At 61.3% G+C, this 16841-nt stretch carries 17 protein-coding genes; 8 read left to right on the forward strand and 9 right to left on the reverse strand.

Annotation, left to right across the window (positions count from 1 at the left end):
* Positions 1-25: 25 nt before the first annotated feature.
* The 3 genes from AC3YOG_RS02240 to AC3YOG_RS02250 form a co-directional block, all read right to left on the reverse strand.
* Complete coding sequence (locus AC3YOG_RS02240) at positions 26-862, reverse strand: division plane positioning ATPase MipZ (RefSeq protein WP_489933897.1); 837 nt, start codon at positions 860-862, stop codon at positions 26-28.
* 103 nt (positions 863-965) lie between these two features.
* Positions 966-2276 carry an MFS transporter gene (locus AC3YOG_RS02245; RefSeq protein ID WP_489933898.1) on the reverse strand — a complete coding sequence of 437 codons (1311 nt, stop codon included), beginning with the start codon at positions 2274-2276 and terminating at the stop codon, positions 966-968.
* Positions 2277-2379: 103 nt separating this feature from the next.
* Entirely contained in the window at positions 2380-3006 is a 627-nt protein-coding gene (locus tag AC3YOG_RS02250; RefSeq protein WP_489933899.1) for a TetR/AcrR family transcriptional regulator, read from the reverse strand.
* 80 nt (positions 3007-3086) lie between these two features.
* On the opposite strand from AC3YOG_RS02250, the gene AC3YOG_RS02255 reads away from it, so the two are divergent.
* Positions 3087-3812, forward strand: coding sequence for an SDR family oxidoreductase (locus AC3YOG_RS02255; RefSeq protein WP_489933900.1), 726 nt, complete (start codon positions 3087-3089; stop codon positions 3810-3812).
* 675 nt (positions 3813-4487) lie between these two features.
* Here AC3YOG_RS02255 and AC3YOG_RS02260 read toward each other — a convergent pair.
* The 3 genes from AC3YOG_RS02260 to AC3YOG_RS02270 all read right to left on the reverse strand — a co-directional run bounded on the left by AC3YOG_RS02260 (position 4488) and on the right by AC3YOG_RS02270 (position 7048).
* Entirely contained in the window at positions 4488-5861 is a 1374-nt protein-coding gene (locus tag AC3YOG_RS02260) for a cytochrome P450 (RefSeq protein ID WP_489933901.1), read from the reverse strand.
* 114 nt (positions 5862-5975) lie between these two features.
* Positions 5976-6275: an Atu4866 domain-containing protein gene (locus AC3YOG_RS02265; protein ID WP_489889795.1), complete on the reverse strand. Its 300-nt coding sequence runs from the start codon at positions 6273-6275 to the stop codon at positions 5976-5978.
* A 41-nt stretch (positions 6276-6316) separates the two neighbouring features.
* Positions 6317-7048 (reverse strand): SDR family oxidoreductase, encoded by a 732-nt coding sequence (locus AC3YOG_RS02270; protein WP_489933902.1) that lies wholly within the window; start codon positions 7046-7048, stop codon positions 6317-6319.
* A 143-nt stretch (positions 7049-7191) separates the two neighbouring features.
* Between AC3YOG_RS02270 and AC3YOG_RS02275 the strand changes: the two genes are divergently transcribed.
* A complete protein-coding gene (locus AC3YOG_RS02275) occupies positions 7192-8136 on the forward strand; it encodes a LysR family transcriptional regulator (RefSeq protein WP_489933903.1) in 945 nt (314 codons plus the stop codon).
* 50 nt (positions 8137-8186) lie between these two features.
* On the opposite strand, the gene AC3YOG_RS02280 is transcribed toward AC3YOG_RS02275, so the two are convergent.
* Positions 8187-9086, reverse strand: coding sequence for a LysR family transcriptional regulator (locus AC3YOG_RS02280; RefSeq protein ID WP_489933904.1), 900 nt, complete (start codon positions 9084-9086; stop codon positions 8187-8189).
* 120 nt (positions 9087-9206) lie between these two features.
* On the opposite strand from AC3YOG_RS02280, the gene AC3YOG_RS02285 reads away from it, so the two are divergent.
* Entirely contained in the window at positions 9207-9824 is a 618-nt protein-coding gene (locus AC3YOG_RS02285) for an FMN-dependent NADH-azoreductase (RefSeq protein WP_489933905.1), read from the forward strand.
* A gap of 127 nt (positions 9825-9951) precedes the next feature.
* Here the strand turns inward: AC3YOG_RS02285 and AC3YOG_RS02290 are convergent, their stop codons facing one another.
* Complete coding sequence (locus AC3YOG_RS02290) at positions 9952-10533, reverse strand: SH3 domain-containing protein (protein WP_489933906.1); 582 nt, start codon at positions 10531-10533, stop codon at positions 9952-9954.
* Between the two features lie 254 nt (positions 10534-10787).
* Here AC3YOG_RS02290 and AC3YOG_RS02295 point away from each other — a divergent pair, with 254 nt between their 5' ends.
* Both AC3YOG_RS02295 and AC3YOG_RS02300 read left to right on the forward strand, forming a co-directional pair.
* On the forward strand, positions 10788-11486 hold the full coding sequence (locus tag AC3YOG_RS02295; protein ID WP_489933907.1) for a PRC-barrel domain-containing protein: 699 nt from the start codon (positions 10788-10790) through the stop codon (positions 11484-11486).
* 364 nt (positions 11487-11850) lie between these two features.
* The gene (locus AC3YOG_RS02300; RefSeq protein WP_489934542.1) at positions 11851-12915 is read left to right on the forward strand and encodes an NAD(P)-dependent alcohol dehydrogenase; all 1065 of its coding nucleotides are present in this window, start codon (positions 11851-11853) and stop codon (positions 12913-12915) included.
* Positions 12916-13064: 149 nt separating this feature from the next.
* Here the strand turns inward: AC3YOG_RS02300 and AC3YOG_RS02305 are convergent, their stop codons facing one another.
* The gene (locus AC3YOG_RS02305) at positions 13065-14015 is read right to left on the reverse strand and encodes a LysR family transcriptional regulator (RefSeq protein ID WP_489933908.1); all 951 of its coding nucleotides are present in this window, start codon (positions 14013-14015) and stop codon (positions 13065-13067) included.
* A 142-nt stretch (positions 14016-14157) separates the two neighbouring features.
* On the opposite strand from AC3YOG_RS02305, the gene AC3YOG_RS02310 reads away from it, so the two are divergent.
* The 3 genes from AC3YOG_RS02310 (at position 14158) to AC3YOG_RS02320 (ending at position 16807) form a co-directional block, all read left to right on the forward strand.
* Complete coding sequence (locus AC3YOG_RS02310; RefSeq protein ID WP_127751794.1) at positions 14158-15180, forward strand: PdxA family dehydrogenase; 1023 nt, start codon at positions 14158-14160, stop codon at positions 15178-15180.
* A 64-nt stretch (positions 15181-15244) separates the two neighbouring features.
* The gene (locus AC3YOG_RS02315; protein WP_489933909.1) at positions 15245-16198 is read left to right on the forward strand and encodes a Bug family tripartite tricarboxylate transporter substrate binding protein; all 954 of its coding nucleotides are present in this window, start codon (positions 15245-15247) and stop codon (positions 16196-16198) included.
* 126 nt (positions 16199-16324) lie between these two features.
* The gene (locus AC3YOG_RS02320; protein WP_489933910.1) at positions 16325-16807 is read left to right on the forward strand and encodes a tripartite tricarboxylate transporter TctB family protein; all 483 of its coding nucleotides are present in this window, start codon (positions 16325-16327) and stop codon (positions 16805-16807) included.
* Positions 16808-16841 lie beyond the last annotated feature (34 nt).

The following is a 16841-nucleotide window of genomic DNA, read 5'->3' on the forward strand; positions in this document are numbered from 1 at the left end:
ACCGGGTAGCAGGACCGGGCCGTGCCTATGCAGAAAGCTGCAGTGAGCGGCGTTCAGGTAGCTGGAGGGCAGCAACCAGCGCGCGGTATTCGTGGCGAGCATTGACATGCGATATCGACGGTGCCGCGCCGAGGAGGCCTGCATCGAGCGGATCGAACACCGTCATGCCGCTTAAAAACAGCGAACGGAAAATGACGCGCTCGGCGATGCCATCGGCGACGCGGCAGCCCAGACCCTGCGCCAGGCGCTCCACTGTGTCCTGCACCCGGCTGGCATTGTGTGAACTTAGATTGGAGACGCGGTTGCGCACCAAAACCCAGTCTATGCTCCGGCCCGAGCGTTGCTGGCGTTCCGCCCGCGCCTTCTGCACATTGCGCGAATAAGGGCTGGCCTCGAGCGGCTCGCCCGTTTTGGGATCGATGCGGGCGAGAACGTCGAGATCGATCATGCTGTCATTGATGGGCGTCACCAGCGTATCGGCGGCGCCATGGGCAAGGCGCGCGAGATTGCCGTCAAATCCGGGCGTGTCGATAACCACGAAATCGACCTCACCGCGCAGTCCATCCATGGCCCGGTTGAAGATGTCTAGCTCCACCCGCTGGTTCTCGCTGACGGAATCGCCCCAAGCGGTGGGAAGATGGACATGCTTGGGCATGAGGATGTCACGGCCGCTGGTGTCAGCCGTGTTGCGCCGGTTACGCATATAGCGCGTCAGCGTTTGCTGGCGGCTATCCACATCGATGGTGGCGACGCGATGGCCCTGATGCAGCAGGTAAACAGCCAAGTGCAGGGCCGTGGTCGATTTGCCCGAGCCACCCTTTTCATTCCCAACCGCAATGATGTGCGCGCCGCCCTCGGCCATTCGTCGACTCCAATTCGGGGTTGAGCTTCCCCGGCATGAAGGGATTTCATGGTTAACAAAACGCTAATGCCGGGCAGTCTCCAGCACTTTGCAGTGGACAAGTTTAGGTGAGAACCGCGTCGCGGGTTTCGGCATCAACGAACAAGGCTGCTACCGCGCCAAGCATGAGGAGGCCCGCGAACAGCGCGATTGCCAGGGAGAAATCCTGCGCGATCACAACAGCCAGAGCCGATGGTGCTAGCAAGCCGCCAAACCGCGCAACCGACCCCGCGGCCCCCATGCCCGTAGCGCGGAGCGCCGTGGGAAACAGCTCGGGCGTGAAGGCATAAAGCGCGCCCCAGGTGCCCAGCAGCGCAAAGCTCATGAGCAGGATGGCGCCCCCGATCAGCACCGGATTGCCGGCAAGGAAGAACAAGGCGCAGCCCGCGGCGCTGAGCAGGAGGAAGCCGATCAGCGTCGGCTTGCGGCCGATCGCTTCCACGCCATAGGCGGCCAAGGCATAGCCGGGCAACTGCGCCAAGGCGACGATGACCAGGAAACCATAGCCGCGCACATAGCCAAAGCCCTCTTCGGCAAGGCGACCGGGAAGCCAGGTGAACACGCCATAATAAGAGATCGACACCAGAAACCAGACGCTCAGAATGGCCAATGTGCGTCGGCGCAGCGTGGGCGAGAACAAACTGCCGCCGGTCGCCACCACATGGGGCGCCAAGGTCTGGTCTTGCCTCAGCTCCGGCTTGCCATTGGTGCGCAGCACGCAGTTGAGGGTCCGGCGCAATTGCGCATCCTGGCCGGTGCGTTGCAGGTGCAGCGGGGATTCGGGCACCCAAAAGCGCAGGAAGATGCCGATCAGGGCCGGAACTGCGGTGGCGGCAAAAATCCAGCGCCAGGCATCGCTCGTTACAAAGATGCTGGCGGCCCAGGCCGCTACCGCCACCGCGACGGTCCCCACGGCCCAAAACCCTTCCAGCATCACCAGCCAGCGACCACGGTTCTTGGCCGGCAGGAACTCGGCCATCATGGCATAGTCCACCGGCAGCGTTCCACCCACGGCCATGCCGGTCAGGAACCGCAGCAGGAACAGCACGGCAAGGTTGGGTGCGAATACCGACAGAAGGCCAAACACGGCATCGCAGATCACCGTGACCAGCAGCACCCGGCGGCGGCCAAAGCGGTCGGCGAGCCGTCCGAACAGGCTTGCGCCAATCAGCATGCCCAGGAAAAATAGCGTTCCGATCTGGAGCGCTTCGGGTATGGACACGCCGAAGGTCGCGGCGATGGACGCGCTGGTGAACCCGACAGCGAGGACCTGCATGGCATCGGCCGCCCAGACCAGCCCAAAAATGCCGAGCAGGTGCCACTGAAAACGACCCGCACCCGCACGCTCCAAGGCGCTTTCTACAGTCTGCTGCATGGTCATATTCTCACTCGCGACTAGTCTGCCGAACAACGACTTAGCCCAAATCGGCGGTGTTGCCGACCTGTTCGGGCAGTGCTCGATGTCGCCAGGCAGGCTGTTAGCGCTGCGCCTGCAGGTTGGGTTGCACAAAGACGCCGGCGGTCCCCAACTGCACCCGACGACGCGCCATTTCCTCAGTATCCCCATAGCGATCAATCGCCCAGGACAAGGCGAGAACCAATTCGAACACCTCTTCGGCGGCAACATCGGCGACCGCTCGGTGCTCCGCCCGGGCGGCCTGCAACAAGCGCCCGGTTTCCTCGATGATGGGCTGACAAGAGTCGTTCAACGAACCGGAGGGATCTGCATGGGCCGCAGCCAGACAATAAGGCAGATCGTGCCAGATATGCAGCCGCCACGCCAGTCCGACCAGCCATTCCGCCAGCGCCTGGGCAGGCTCGAGCCTGTCGGAGAGCGACTTTCCATAGTTGAGAGCGTCAACAAAGCTTGATTGCATCACCGCGGCGAGCAGGTCGTCGCGCGTGGGAAAGTTGCGGTACAGCGTGGCATTGCCAACCCCGGCGAGCACGGCAATGCCGTCCAGCGGCGCCAACACCCCTTCAGCTTCAAAAATTTGGCGCGCTGCATCAAGGATCGCCTGACGGTTGCGCAGGGCATCGGTGCGCGGACGGCGCAGCCGCCGCTCGTTTTCCACGCCCTCGTTTTTTCCTGTCACATGCGCCATCGGCCCTCCCTGCCAAAGTGGGGACGGTCCCCATATAACTTTTGTGGGGAACATCCCCACTTACATAGAGAATAATTCACATGGAAAAGTCACTCGATGGCCGTACAATCCTGGCTACAGGCGCCAATGGGGGTCTGGGCGAGCAGTTCGTGATCCAGGCGTTGGACCGGGGCGCCCGTAAGGTTTATGCCGCAGCGCGAACCCCGCGCCAGTGGGACAACCCCCGCGTCACCCCGGTTTCGCTCGATATCACCAATGCGGCGGCAATTGCTGCCACCGCAGCCATGGCCAGCGATGTCGATCTGCTCATCAACAATGCCGCCATTGCACCCGCAAATGACTCCCTCGCGGGCCCAGAAGACGCGCTGCGGCGTATCTTTGAAACGAACTTCTTTGGGACCCTGGCCACCGCCAATGCTTTCGCGCCCGTGCTGGCGCAACACGGTGGCGGAACAATTCTCAACATCCTCTCGGCTGCCGCCTGGAGCGGCCTGTCGACGGGCTACGCCGTTTCCAAGACGGCGATGTGGGCAGCCACCAATGGCCTGCGCTCGCAGTTGCAGGGACAAAATACGCAAGTGGTTGGATTGCTGGTGGGCATGATCGACACCCCCATGTCATCGCGCTGGGATGTCCCCAAGGTGACCGCCGCAAGCGTCGTCGCCCAAGCCTACGACGGTATTGCTGCCGGCGCGCTCGAAATTTTGGCCGATGAACCGACCCGAGGCCTTAAATCCATGCTGAACATGAAAGGTGAGCAGCTGTATCCCATGCTCCAGGAGCAACTGGCCTCCTTCATCCCGTAACCTGCAAAGCCCCCCAGGCGCTCGCCCGGGAGTTCACGGGTCTCAACCAGCCTCGCGCCCTATCAATGGGCAGCAGGATGCCCGCCACGGCTACGGGGGGCTAGTTCCAGTTGAAGGTGGCATGAGGCTCGCACCCAACTCTCGATCACCATCAGCGCCAGTGGCGCCTGGGGGCACAGGGCTTACCGCTAAGGCGCTACTGACGGGTACCGCGATAACCTGCGCCGGTCGCCTGAAACCCGCTCAGCCTAGGAACCAAGCCTTGGTGGCGCCCGAACAGCGACGCAGACGCAGGTAACGGATAGACGACACTCTCTTTTACCAGCCTAAACGATCCAAAAAGGATGCAATGCCCGGCTGCCGCGGGTGCCAACGCCAGCGCTTTACCAGTCGCGCACGCAGGAAAGCTCGTCCTTGCTCACCTGCTCGTGCACCTTTTCGGCGAGGCAGTCGCACTGCGCCTTGAAGGCCTCAGCCTCGTCCGACGTCAACTTCCCACCTGAGATTAAGAGCTCCAGCTGCGACTTGCACAGCTCGAAGTCAGGCGCGGCTTCGCCAGCCGCCTGAGCAGGCCCTGCCCACAAGAGCGCGGTACAGATTGCGGCTGCGATAAACGTGGTCGGCGTGCGTCGTGACATTGGTGTTCTGCTATGCAAAGGGCGGCTAGTCCGTGCCTCATGCATGCCGCGGTGTCACACGCAGGTTGATCCCCGTGTCGGGACGAACGGTCATCAGCATGGTCGGGGAAGGCAGCGCACGCGGGCCCGGGCCGAAGTGGAAACGAGACAGTAGGGTCCCCAAAATGATCTGCGCTTGCATCGTGGCAAAATTGGCGCCGACACAAACGCGCGGGCCTGCACCAAAGGGTAGATAGGCATAGCGATCACGGGCCTTGACCTGTTCGGGCAGGAAGCGGTCCGGGTTGAAAACGTTAGGATTTTCCCACAGCATGGCATGGCGATGCAGCGCATAGAGCGGCAGGAAAATCACGTCATTGGCGTAAATATCGCGGCCCGCCAAACGGTCGCTGGCGAGCACTTCGCGGGCCAGCAATCCTACGGGTGGATAAAGCCGCATGGACTCCTCCAGAATGCGGCGGCCGAGCGGCATGGCTTCAAGATGATCAAGCCTTGCAGGCTGATCGCCAAGAACGCTCCGTGCCTCCGCGCTGGCTTCTTCTTGGATCTGAGGGGAGATTGCCAGGAGCTGCAAGGCCCAGCTGAGCGCGAGCGCGGTGGTTTCGTGGCCCGCGACGATGAAGAACTGCATGTTGTGCAGCACATCCTGAGGCGACATTGTGCGCCCGGTTTCCGGATCACTGGCCTTGAGCATGAAATCGAGTAGATCATCAGCCTGACCGGTGGCTTGCTCGCGGCGAGCCTCGATGGCTTTGGCGACCATGTCGTGCATGGTGTGGACGGCGCTATAGCCCAGCAGTTCTCCTGGTCGCGGAAACCAGCTGGGGACGCGCAGAAAGTCCAGAAGCGATGCCCGCCCAGCGGTCTCGAAATACCGAATGATGGCCGCGCCATAGGCCCGTGCATCGAAATGCTCACGGCCCGACAAGGCGACCTCGCAGATGACGTCGAAGGTAGCGGTCAGCATTTCTCCCAGCATCTCGGCGTGCGGCCCTGCCGTGTGCAGCCGCTGTGCGGCGCGTTCGGCAGTTGCCGTCATCACTGGCGCGAGTGCTGTAACATTGCGCTGCGCAAAAACCGGCGCGACGGCGCGGCGTTGCCAACGCCAGTCGGCGCCTTCGGCGGTGAACAGACTATTGCCGATGGCCGGGCGAAGCATGCGCAGCATGACTTCGGACTTTGGGTAGTTGGCCGCATTGTCGAGATAGATCCGCCGCAGGGACGCCGGATCCTGCACCATGTGCCAGCGCGCCGCGCCCATTCGCCCCGACACTATAGGTTGCTGATAAGCAATGGCGGGAATGATCTCGAGCACGTTGCGGCGTGCAGCCCGCACCGACTGGAGGATAGATAAGGGCTTGCGATGGGGCTCAACATGGGGCGGCAGGATAGGCCGGTCGGTCGCGGGCAAGGCCGTGCTCCTCGTTCGAGGTGAGCCACTCCTACTGCATCACCTCCCTAGTCCAAAGCCACACATGGGTGATTGCTGCGCCGGATGCGGCTCCCACAGGCGGCCGTACCTGGCTTAGTTCTCGGAGCGGCGGTAAAGCACCATTCCGCCATGATGGAGAACACCATCGAGGAAATCGCCATCGGCGGTGAAACCGGTATCGTCCCAATACTCGATATGATCGCCCTCGATCTCATAGCGACCCTGATAGGCACTTTCACGGTTTCCCCGGGCTTCGTCATATCGGCCATCAGGCAGCAGTTGGTGACGGACATATCCATCTTTCGTGACCCACATGCCGACATAGGGGTGAGCCTGCATAGCGTCTGCTCCGTCTTGAGGAAATGTCGGGGTACTGGCCAGAACGAGAGTCATAGCCAGGCAAGTTGGCGCCAATCTCATGATCGTCGCCTTTCTCAGTGCGCCGCCGCAGTGGGCCGAATGGTGATCTCATTGGTGTCGACATTGTCCGGCGCTTCGATGATGTGCCGGACCGCCCGGGCGATGGCCTCTGGCTGGAGGCTGATCCTCCGCCATTCGGTCATCGCTTCTGCCGTGGCTGGGTCGGTTATCGAGGATGCAAGTTCGGATTCCACGACTCCAGGATTGACGCAGGTCACCCGGATTGTGTCGCTCTCCTGCCTGAGACCATCCGAGATGGCGCGGACCGCGAACTTGGTTGCGCAATAAACCGCAGCGGTCGGAGTGACGGCGAGCGCGCCAATCGAGCCGACATTGATGATCTGACCCGATGCTTGCGCCTTCATCGCGGGCAGCACCGCCGCAATACCCCAAAGCACACCTTTGATGTTGACGTCGATCATGCGCTCCCACTCATCGAGCTTGAGAGCATCGAGCGGTGAAAGGGGCATCACGCCAGCATTATTGACGAGCACATCGATACGCCCCCACTTGCCCAGCGCAGTCTGGGCAAAGTGCGCCATGCCCTCGCGGTCGGTGACGTCGAGTTCAGCGAACTCGGCTTGACCGCCATTCGCCCTGACTTCCTCTGCTAAGGCCTTGAGCCGGTCCGTTCGGCGGGCGCCGAGCATAAGCTTGGCCCCACTTGCTCCCAGTTCTCGGGCGATACCGGCGCCGATGCCACTGCTGGCCCCGGTGATCAGAATGACTTTGCCTTCGCGACCCATGGTGTTCTCCTTCTTCCCGCTTGTGGTGCCAACGGCAAGTCCCCGACCGGTCTGTCCACGCTGCCGTCGGCCTGAAGAATGGCAATTTAGTCCGCAAACACAATTTGCCTTCTGCCCTATGCTGAGGTTAGCTTTGCTAACCAATGGCCATTGATCTGAACCTTTTGCGTGTCTTTGTGGCCGTCGCCGAGGGCGGCACGTTCCGGGCCGCTGCCGACCGGCTCGGCGTCACGCGCTCTGCCGTGAGCCAGGGCATTCAGCGGCTCGAAGACATCTTGTCTCAGCCCTTGTTTCAGCGTTCGACACGAAGCGTCCGCTTGACGGAATTTGGAGAAAAGCTGCTTGAGGGAGTTGCCCCTCACCTGGCCGAGATCACAGCCACCCTAGAGACTGCGATGGACGCGGTTGGAGCGCCCAAGGGCCTTTTGCGGATCACCGCCACCTCCATCGCCGAGCGGTTCCTCTCGGGCCCTCTCATCGCTTCATTCGCGGAAGCTTATCCGAACATCACGTTGGACGTGACGGTCTCGGACGATGAATTCGACATCGTTGCCGCAGGATACGACGCTGGTGTCCGTCTCGGTGAGGTGATCGAAAAGGACATGGTCGCCATTCCAGTGACCGGACAGCAACGGCAAGTGGCCGTAGCATCGCCGAAGTATTTCGAGAAATACGGTTGGCCCCGGCATCCCAAAGAACTCACCAATCATCGATGCGTCGGCTGGAGGCCGCATCCACAATCTGCGCCCTATCGGTGGGAATTCGAGCGGGACGGTCAGGCCTTCGACGTTGCCGTGCAACCTCAGGTGACGACCAATGACATGTTGTTGATGGTTCGCACGGCGTTGGCGGGCGGCGGCATCACCTTCGGCATCGAAGAAACCTTCCAACCCTACTTGGAGAGAGGGGAGTTGGTTTCGGTGCTGGACGATTGGCTGCCGCCCTTCGCAGGTTTCTTCATCTACTTCCCTAGCAGACGCACGGTCTCTCCAAAATTGCGGGCGCTTCTCGATCACATTCGTGATCTGCGGATTAAAGAGTGGCCCTCGCAAACCGACGGGGATCTTAGCTGCCTGCATCGGCGATAGCAGCACCTCCAAGCTTGAACCGCAATGGAGCCACGGCTTGCCCGACAGCATCAGAGCGACAGTCGAGCCTGCAAATCCTTGAGTAGCCACTGCCCGGCCGGGCCGGGCACTTTGTCCACCATCCGCGCGGCATAGATGGTCAACGCGTCTCCGGGCGCCTGGGCATCTTCGGCCAGATCCAGGCGAACCAAATCTCCTGCTGCGACATGGTCGGCAATCAGATGTTCGGGCATTCGGCACCAGCCGAACCCGGCCAGTAGGAAGTCGAGTCTGCGACCCAGATCGACAAAACGCCATGGTGTAGCGCCCGTCAGGCCGTAGTTGTTTGCATCGCGCTCAACCGGATCGGAAAGGACGAGCTGGATGTGGCTTTCCAGGTCGGCACGAGTTGCCGGCCGATCGAGCTTGGCTAACGGATGCTCGGCCCCGACGACCGGCGTAAGGGCGACGCGAAACAAAGATGAAGCCACGACGTCAGGAGGCACAATCGGCAGCAGAAGGCAGAACGCCAGCGCAACGTCGCCGTTGCGCAAACGGCGTAGGGCCCCGCCAAGGCCTTCGGTGGAGAAACTGATGGGGAGATGCGGATAAGCCTGATGTAGGGCGCGCAAACTTTTGATGAGCGGGCCAGTGGGCACAAGTGGGTCGATAGCCAGAGCCAGCTCGGGCTCGATCCCGCCTCGGGCGCCAGCGGCTACGGCTTCGAAGCGTGCTGCGCTCGACAACACCATCCTCGCCTGACTGACCAACACCCGGCCGGTTTCCGTCAAGCGCGGGCGATGGCCGCTGCGGTCGAATAGCACTACCCCCTGCGCCGCTTCCAAAGTCGCCACAGATTGGCTGATAGCCGATTGCGCACGGCTTAATTGCCGCCCAGCGGCGGAAAAGCTGCCGGCATCCGCGATGGTAACCAGGATACGTAGCTGGTCGAGACTAAGATTGCCGATCAAAGTCCATCTCTCCAGCCGATGGTTTGTATCAGTTTATTATCGCTCCTGCTGTGAGGGCAAGGGCACTAAACCTGCCTCGAATTTTCCGGCTGTCTCAGCCAAACTCGAGGACCAACTTCAATGCCCAAAATTCTCGTTGTCGAAACCAGCCCGCGCGGCGAGGCGTCGATTTCCCGCCAGCTTACGAAACGCGTTGTCTCTAACTGGCGGCTCTTGAACCAAGATGGGGAAGTCATAACGCGCAACTTGGCAGTAGCTGCGCTGCCCCATGTTACCATGCCGTGGCTATCGGCCTATTTCACCCCACCGAATACCCATACGCCGGACATGGCAGCGCAGCTTCGTCTCTCAGATGCTCTGGTTGAGGAACTGCTTGCGGCCAACGAGTTGGTCATTGCCACGCCAGTCTACAATTACAATATCCCCGCCAGTCTCAAGGCCTGGATCGACCATATCGTGCGCAAGGGGTTGACGCTCGGATTTGATGGCAAGGGTCTGCTGACCGGCAAAAAGGCCACTGTGATCATCGCGTCCGGCGGAATCTATGGAGCAGCCTCACCAATCGAGCACCTCAACTTTGCGCCGCGATATCTTGAGTCCATACTCAACGTTCTCGGCATCACGGACGTGACGATCATCCATGGCGAAGGCGCAAAGGCCGTGGATCTTGGAGAAGCAACGATGGACAAGTTCGTTGACGCCGTGGTTCCCGAAATAAAGCGCTCTGCGGCAGCCTGATTGCTCAGGAGTATGTGGGCTTCTAGCGGGGCCTGCCTACGCTCCTACTCCGGTCTCAATTGGCCCAGGACCTTTCCGCCCTCGCCGCGAAAAAGGTCCGCCGTGGCGGACCTTCAAGCAGTGGTGTCTAACGACAGAAAGGAAAGCCCGGGGCACCTATCGCACAGGGCTTTTGTCCGTTAGATGCGCCGGGGCCGGGGCCAGTGTTCGGGCCGGGCCTGCTGTTGCCGCGGCCATCCTTGTTGCCATGTCCTGCGGGCCCATCTTTACCCGGGCCTGCGTTCCCAGGACCGTTGTTGCTACCGGGACGGCCGGGACCATCGTCGCCGGGCCTGTGGGGACCAGGACGGCTTGCGCCTGGCCGGACCGGGTCATGGCGGCGGGGCGCCTCAAATCGGGGCGGGCTGCCGAAGTCGGATTTAAACGTCGGCGAAGGACGTGTCGGGCGGCTCGACTCTGCCAGGTATTGCCAGGAGACCCAGCCAGCCGGCCCTCTTTTGCTGACATAGCACCAGCCAGCGCGACAACCTTCAACATTGACGCGTTCGCCGCGCTTGAGCGTGGCGGCAACTGCGTAGCCGGTGCCGGGGCCTGTTCTGACGTTGACGTTTGTCGTCGCTACTGCCGGTGCGGCGAGCGCCGCAGCTGCCGTTCCAAAAAGGATTGCGCCAGCCAGCACGGCACCGAGAATGGGTTGAGTAATTCGCATCTATATTCCTAGTTCGCGGACGATAACGCCCTAAGCGCCAAGAGCGCCCTCGTTCCTGAAGATTGTATGAACGCCGCAAGCCTGCGCTGCTTGAACTCACGGGAGCGAGTGGCCTTTGCCCGTTATTCATCGGGTATCACTCGGCTGGCAACGATCACCGGCATCAAGCGTTGCGGTCATCCCGTGCAGGCCTTGCCTGCCGCCGTCCGGCGCTCGGCGCCGGACCGCATGCTAACACCCAGATCGGCCCACACTTGCGCAAATACCAAGCCGTCCTGCTCGCCGTGATGCTTTGCGGCCTGCCCTCATCCGTTTGGGCGCAAGCACCGCAGCCCGTGGGTTCAGCCAAAGTACACGGGGTAACCCTGCCGGAGGAGGCCCGCACCGAAACGCAGCCGCCCGAACAAGGCGGTCAAGCCCAGCAGCTGATGAAGGAGGCCCGGATCCAACTCGAGCGCGCGGCCCACAAGCTGGACCTCGAGGACGAAACCGGGCTTGAGGACGCGCTCCGGTCCGCCAGGAACGCCCTTGAGGAGTTCGACGTCAGCCTCGAGCAGCTGGACCAGTCATTACCCGGCTATGTTCCGCTGGAGCTGGCGACCAGTCTGTCCAAGCAGGTCGATACCGCTCGCCTGCTGTTGGATACCGATCGGCAGGCAGCCGCGTCCAATATGCACGAGCTGGTCTTGCGCGTAACGGACCTGACGGCGGAGGCCGATCTGCTCATCGGCAGGCCATTGCTCGGCAAATCCGGCCAGGCGCTCGGCGACATTTCCAATGTGCTGATAACCGCTGACGGTCGGGTGCAAGCCCTTGTCGTAGATCGACAGGGTGCAGGCACCGACCGGCAGTTCACCGTGGAGTGGAGAACCATATCCATCTCCGGAGCGAACCTGACGGCCGACCTTGCAGAGGACGATCTGCTCCAGTTGCCGGACTATGTCGCCCAGTGACCGCATCCGGTTTGGGTCAAGTTCACTTCATCAGTCGAGCGCTTGCGGGCTTGAGTCCGACTGTCTGTTTCTTGCGTTCTACGGAGATAAGCAGAACCAGCGGCGCCTCGAACATCCGTTTGGGTGCCGAAACACTGCCCGCAAGCAATGTGCCCCATTAGGGTGACGCCCCCTGCCGCACGCCCCTAGATCCATGACCGCTCCTGGGAAACCTTCGCCAAAATTGACGGCCATCAAGCTCCTGCCCCCCGTCCACGCTATTCTGGCAGACCACAAGGGGAGAAGTGCCATGGACGATGATGTCGCTGCCAGCTCAAGCCCATCCACGGTCGCCGCGCCGGCGCGCAAGACTCAGGTCCCCCAAATGAAGGCGGCGGTGTTCGTTGAGCCGGGACGGATCGAGCTCGAGTCCAAACCCGTTCCAGATGTGGGCCCGCTCGACGCCCTGATCCGCATCACCATGACCACAATCTGCGGCACGGACGTGCACATCCTCAAGGGGGAATATCCCGTCGCCAAAGGGCTGACCATCGGCCATGAGCCGGTCGGCATCATCGAAAAGCTTGGTTCGGCCGTGCAGGGTTTCAGTGAGGGCCAGCGCGTGATTGCCGGTGCCATCACCCCTTCGGGCCACTCCATGGCCTGTCTTTGCGGCTGCCTTTCGCAGGATGGGCCCGACACCAAGCACGGTTTCAAGGCGATGGGCGGGTGGCGCTTCGGCAATACGATCGATGGCGCCCAGGCCGAATATCTGCTGGTGCCCGACGCCATGGTCAACCTGGCGCCCATTCCCGATCATCTCAGCGACGAACAGGTGCTGATGTGCCCCGACATCATGTCAACGGGCTTTTCGGGCGCCGAAAGCGGCAAAGTGCGTATCGGTGACACCGTCGCCGTTTTTGCCCAGGGGCCGATCGGTCTTTGTGCAACTGTCGGCGCCAAGCTGATGGGAGCAACCCGCATCATCGCGGTGGAAAGCGTGCCGGCACGGCAGGAGATTGCCCGCCAGCTTGGTGCCGACGACATCGTCGACTTCAGCAAGGTCAATCCCGCCGAAGAAATCATGCGGCTCACCGATGGCCGCGGGGTCGATGTCGCGATCGAGGCGCTGGGTCGGCAGCAAACCTTCGAAGGGGCGCTGCGCAGCCTGCGCCCCGGCGGGACCTTGTCTTCGCTCGGGGTTTATTCCACCGATCTGACCATACCGCTCGATGCCTTTGCGGCTGGGCTCGGCAATCAAAGCATCGTCACTACGCTTTGCCCCGGCGGCAAGGAGCGGATGGCCAGGCTCATGGATGTCATCGCCTTCAAGCGCGCCGACCTCACGCCACTCGTCACCCACCGCTTCCGGCTCGATGATATCGTGGGGGCCTACGACCTCTTCAGCCATCAGCGCGACGGCGTCCTCAAGGTAGCCATCACGCCGTAAGCGGCGGTATGGTTCTGTTTATTCACGGCAAGTACAGAGGCCTAACCTTTTCCTGCAGACCAAAGGCGGCAGCAACTGCCACCATTGCCGATATGTCGGCCGGCGGCGAACCATAACGGGGTGCCAGGAGCTTTATCCGCTGCAATGCGCTAGAATTTTCCCGATTTGAGATCAGGGAGCTTTGGCCCCGTCAACTGCCGCTTCGCAAGTGCCCAGAACCGTTCCGCGCTCGAGCGTAGCCTGGCCTTAGGCCGGAACAGCTTTATCTCGATCGGGATATCGAAACGGCTATCGCCAGCGCGAACAAGGCGGCCCGCATCAAGGTCATGCTCTACCAGCACCATCGGCGCCCAAGTCATGCCAAGCCCGTCCCGTGCCATCTCAACCAGCAGCGTCGCTGGGCCGACAAAAGCCTGAGTTAGTTGAGGGGGCTCGGGCAAGGTCGCAAGGTGATGACTCTCAATCCGGCCGAGACCAGATCCGGGGTGATAGGTTAGGTGGGCCACAGGGGTCTCAGTCGAGCCCGGGAGTTGGTGCCGCGGCTGCCTCGCTCCAATCTCAACCGGGGCACTGACCGGTACAACCACCTCGTACCCCAAAGTGAGGGACTGGAATCGGTTGGTCAGGGTCCGCTCGGCCATGCCGGGGTGGCTATAGGCCAGAAGAAAATGCGCGCCCCCATCCACCAGCATGCGCTCGCAAATTGCCAGGTTCGCGGCAAACAACTGCACCACGATCCCTTCTTCCTCTGACTGAACTCGCTTGATCCATTTGGGAAAGAACGTCTGCGACAACGCGTGCGTGCTGGCAAACTGGACCGATTCAGTCGTTGAGAAGGCAGTGTCGAGCGCAACTTGGCGGCCCATCTCGATCCGCTGCAGGATGTCTTCGGCAACTGGTTTGAACGCGAGGCCGGCAGGGGTCGGGGTGACTGAATGGGTGCTGCGCTCAAACAGCTTTGTGCCGATCCAAGTTTCCAGTGCGAGGATGTGCCTGCTAATCGCCGGCTGGGTGACGTGGCGCCGTTCAGCGGCCCTAGAGAAACCGCCGAACTCCATGACCGCAATGAAGTCCATCAGCCAGCTGATTTGTACGTTCATACCGAAATTGCATCACCTTATGAGGAGAACAGTGTCTCACGACTCCAGGCGCCCGTCTATAAAACGGCAAAGGAACGCGCTTTGACCCTCCGCCAGAGGTGCAGCGGACACCTTCGCAGCGCCAGTACTGGAGGACCACCACGTGCCAAATACTCTCCCTATCATTGCTCTGGTTGCCGGCGACTGCACTGGCATTGGCCCTGAAATCACAGCCAAAGTGCTGGCAGAAGGCGCCATTCAACAGGTTGCTCGCATTGTTCTCGTCGGCGATGCCCGCGTCATCGAGTTGGGTATGACGCAAGCTGGTGTCAGCTTCCCCCTCGTCAAGATAGCCGACTTAGCGGAAGCCGATTGGTCAAAGGCTGCAGTGCCGTTGATCGATCTCGGTAATACCGATCCTGCACAACTGCCCCCCGGTATTGCGAGCCCGCTCAGCGGCAAGCTGACTGGTGATACGCTGGCTGCCGCCATCGAGTTGGCAAAGGCAGGCAAGGTCGATGGCATCACCTTCGCGCCGCTCAACAAACGCGCCATGTTCGATGGCGGCTGGAAGTTTGCCGACGAGCACAAGATGTTTGCACACCTGCTTGGCCACACCACGTATTTTTCCGAGATGAACGTGCTGGACAACCAGTGGATGAGCCGGGTAACGGGTCATTCCTCGCTGCGCGAAGCGCTGGACCAGATCAATGAAGAGAGCATCACCGACGCCATTACCCTGGTCGACACCATGCTGCGCCGCGCAGGCTTTGCCAGCCCTCGCATCGCCGTAGCTGCACTGAACCCACATGCGGGCGAGAACGGTCTATTCGGGCGCGACGAGATCGAATTGATCCGCCCTACCGTGGAAAAGGTGAAGGCGGGCGGCATCAACGCCTCGGGGCCATTCCCCGCCGACACAGTTTACGTGCGCGCCTTCGCTGGCGAATTCGACAGCGTCGTGGCGATGTATCATGACCAGGGCCAGATCGCGACGAAGCTGAAAGGCTTTAATCGCGGGGTCACCGTGACGGCAGGGCTGGAGACGGTGTTCACAACGCCGTCGCACGGCACTGCCTTCGATATTGTCGGACAAGGCGTTGCCCGGCCGGGTGCGCTTGCAAGTGCCGTCCTGCTGGCTGCAAAGCTGGCCGAGGAAAAGACCCGTATGGCAGCCCTCGCTTGATCCCACTGACGGCTGCGGGGAGGACCGCCGCCGTCCGAAGCCTATCTAAACCGGAGGAAAAATAATGAAGAGACTTTTCGTTGCCATGCTAACCGCGGGCGCTCTCGCGCTCTCCGCGGGCCCCGTTTTTGCCCAGCTCGAACGGTTGGAAATTATCGCCCCGGCCGGCGCTGGCGGCGGTTATGACCAGAACGCCCGCATCACCCAGTCTATTTTCCAGCAATACGAGCTTGCCACCCGTATTCAGGTCGAAAACCAGCCCGGCGCGGGCGGCACGATTGGTCTGGCCAACTACGTCAACGGCAACAAGCGCAATCCAAGCATTCTGATGATCGGCCTCTCGCTTGTCGGTGCCGTACTGACCAACAAGTCTCAGGTCACCCTGGATGACACCTATCCGCTAGCAATGCTGAGCGGCGAATATCAGCCTATCGTGGTCAAGGCGGACTCCCCCTTCAAGACGCTGGATGACCTAATTGCCCAGTTCAAGGCCGATCCGGGTTCGATCTCCTGGGGTGGCTCGGGCCCCGGAGGCTCGGATCACTTGATGTATGGCCTGCTGGCCAAGGCGGCCGGCATGGATCCCAAGCAGATCAACTATATCGTGCTAACCTCAGGCGGCGAAATGCTCTCAGGAGTGATGGGCGGCCACGTGACAGTCGGCACCGGCGGCTACAGCGAACTGGCATCCCAAATCGAGAGCGGCGAGTTGCGTGCGCTTGCCATCGGTGCACCCGAGCCGATCGAAGGCATCGATATCCCGACTTTTGTTGAGCAGGGATATGACGTGCAGTTGGTCAACTGGCGCGCGGTCGTGTCCAACAAGGATCCCAGGGGCGAAGAACGCGCTGCCCTTGAGGCTGCAGTCGCCAAGATGGTGACAACTCCTGAATGGCAAGCGGCCCTCGATCAGCGTGGCTGGCAGGATATCTACATGCCGCCCGAAGAGTTCGCAGAATTCCTCAAGACCGAAGAGGCCCGTGTGGAACTGCTGTTCAAGGAACTCGGTCTGCTCTGACCCAATGGACCGCAGGCGCAAGTGCTGCGGTCCATTCTCCCGCACCATCGGCCGGATGACTGCCGTGCCCCCGTTATACGGGGCGCGCTAACGGCACCTGAATGATACCAATGGGGATTTCACGCGATGCAAGCTATCAGCAAGCTGCGCATGGGTCACGCGTTGTTGGGGGCGTTCCTGATGCTGCTGGCTTTGGCCATTTGCATCGAGACGCTGCAGCACGAGCCGATCCAGCAGCAAGCCGTTCTGGGGCCGACTTTCTTTCCCCTCCTGATCTCCGCTGCCTTGGCACTCAATGGCATTGCCCTTGTCTTCAAGGCATTTCGCGGCGCGATCGATGAGAGTGGATGGCTCGAGCTGCAATTCTTGCCGGTATTGATCGTTCTTGGTGGCCTCATGGTCAGTTTCTTCCTGCTCGAAACGGCGGGCTGGGTCATCTGCAGCGCCATCACCTTCACGGCGGCCGCCGCAGCCTTTGGCGAGCGGCGTCAGTGGATCAACGTTCCCGTAGGGCTGATCATCGGCGTGCTCTCGTTTTTCATCTTCAACAACCTGCTCGGTCTCTCGCTTCCAGGAGGGTGGATCATTGACAACTATTTCAGCTACTGAGTTCGCCGCCATCGCCAGCCAGCACAATCAAGAA

The sequence above is a fragment of the Devosia sp. Z6_126 genome, assembly GCF_058133495.1.

Bases quoted from the DNA above. Each gene is read 5' to 3' on its own strand.
- AC3YOG_RS02240 (WP_489933897.1), bottom strand. From the start codon at position 862: ATGGCCGAGGGCGGCGCGCACATCATTGCGGTTGGGAATGAAAAGGGT.
- AC3YOG_RS02245 (WP_489933898.1), bottom strand. From the start codon at position 2,276: ATGCAGCAGACTGTAGAAAGCGCCTTGGAGCGTGCGGGTGCGGGTCGT.
- AC3YOG_RS02250 (WP_489933899.1), bottom strand. From the start codon at position 3,006: ATGGCGCATGTGACAGGAAAAAACGAGGGCGTGGAAAACGAGCGGCGG.
- AC3YOG_RS02255 (WP_489933900.1), top strand. From the start codon at position 3,087: ATGGAAAAGTCACTCGATGGCCGTACAATCCTGGCTACAGGCGCCAAT.
- AC3YOG_RS02265 (WP_489889795.1), bottom strand. From the start codon at position 6,275: ATGACTCTCGTTCTGGCCAGTACCCCGACATTTCCTCAAGACGGAGCA.
- AC3YOG_RS02270 (WP_489933902.1), bottom strand. From the start codon at position 7,048: ATGGGTCGCGAAGGCAAAGTCATTCTGATCACCGGGGCCAGCAGTGGC.
- AC3YOG_RS02275 (WP_489933903.1), top strand. From the start codon at position 7,192: ATGGCCATTGATCTGAACCTTTTGCGTGTCTTTGTGGCCGTCGCCGAG.
- AC3YOG_RS02285 (WP_489933905.1), top strand. From the start codon at position 9,207: ATGCCCAAAATTCTCGTTGTCGAAACCAGCCCGCGCGGCGAGGCGTCG.
- AC3YOG_RS02290 (WP_489933906.1), bottom strand. From the start codon at position 10,533: ATGCGAATTACTCAACCCATTCTCGGTGCCGTGCTGGCTGGCGCAATC.
- AC3YOG_RS02300 (WP_489934542.1), top strand. From the start codon at position 11,851: ATGAAGGCGGCGGTGTTCGTTGAGCCGGGACGGATCGAGCTCGAGTCC.
- AC3YOG_RS02305 (WP_489933908.1), bottom strand. From the start codon at position 14,015: ATGAACGTACAAATCAGCTGGCTGATGGACTTCATTGCGGTCATGGAG.
- AC3YOG_RS02315 (WP_489933909.1), top strand. From the start codon at position 15,245: ATGAAGAGACTTTTCGTTGCCATGCTAACCGCGGGCGCTCTCGCGCTC.
- AC3YOG_RS02320 (WP_489933910.1), top strand. From the start codon at position 16,325: ATGCAAGCTATCAGCAAGCTGCGCATGGGTCACGCGTTGTTGGGGGCG.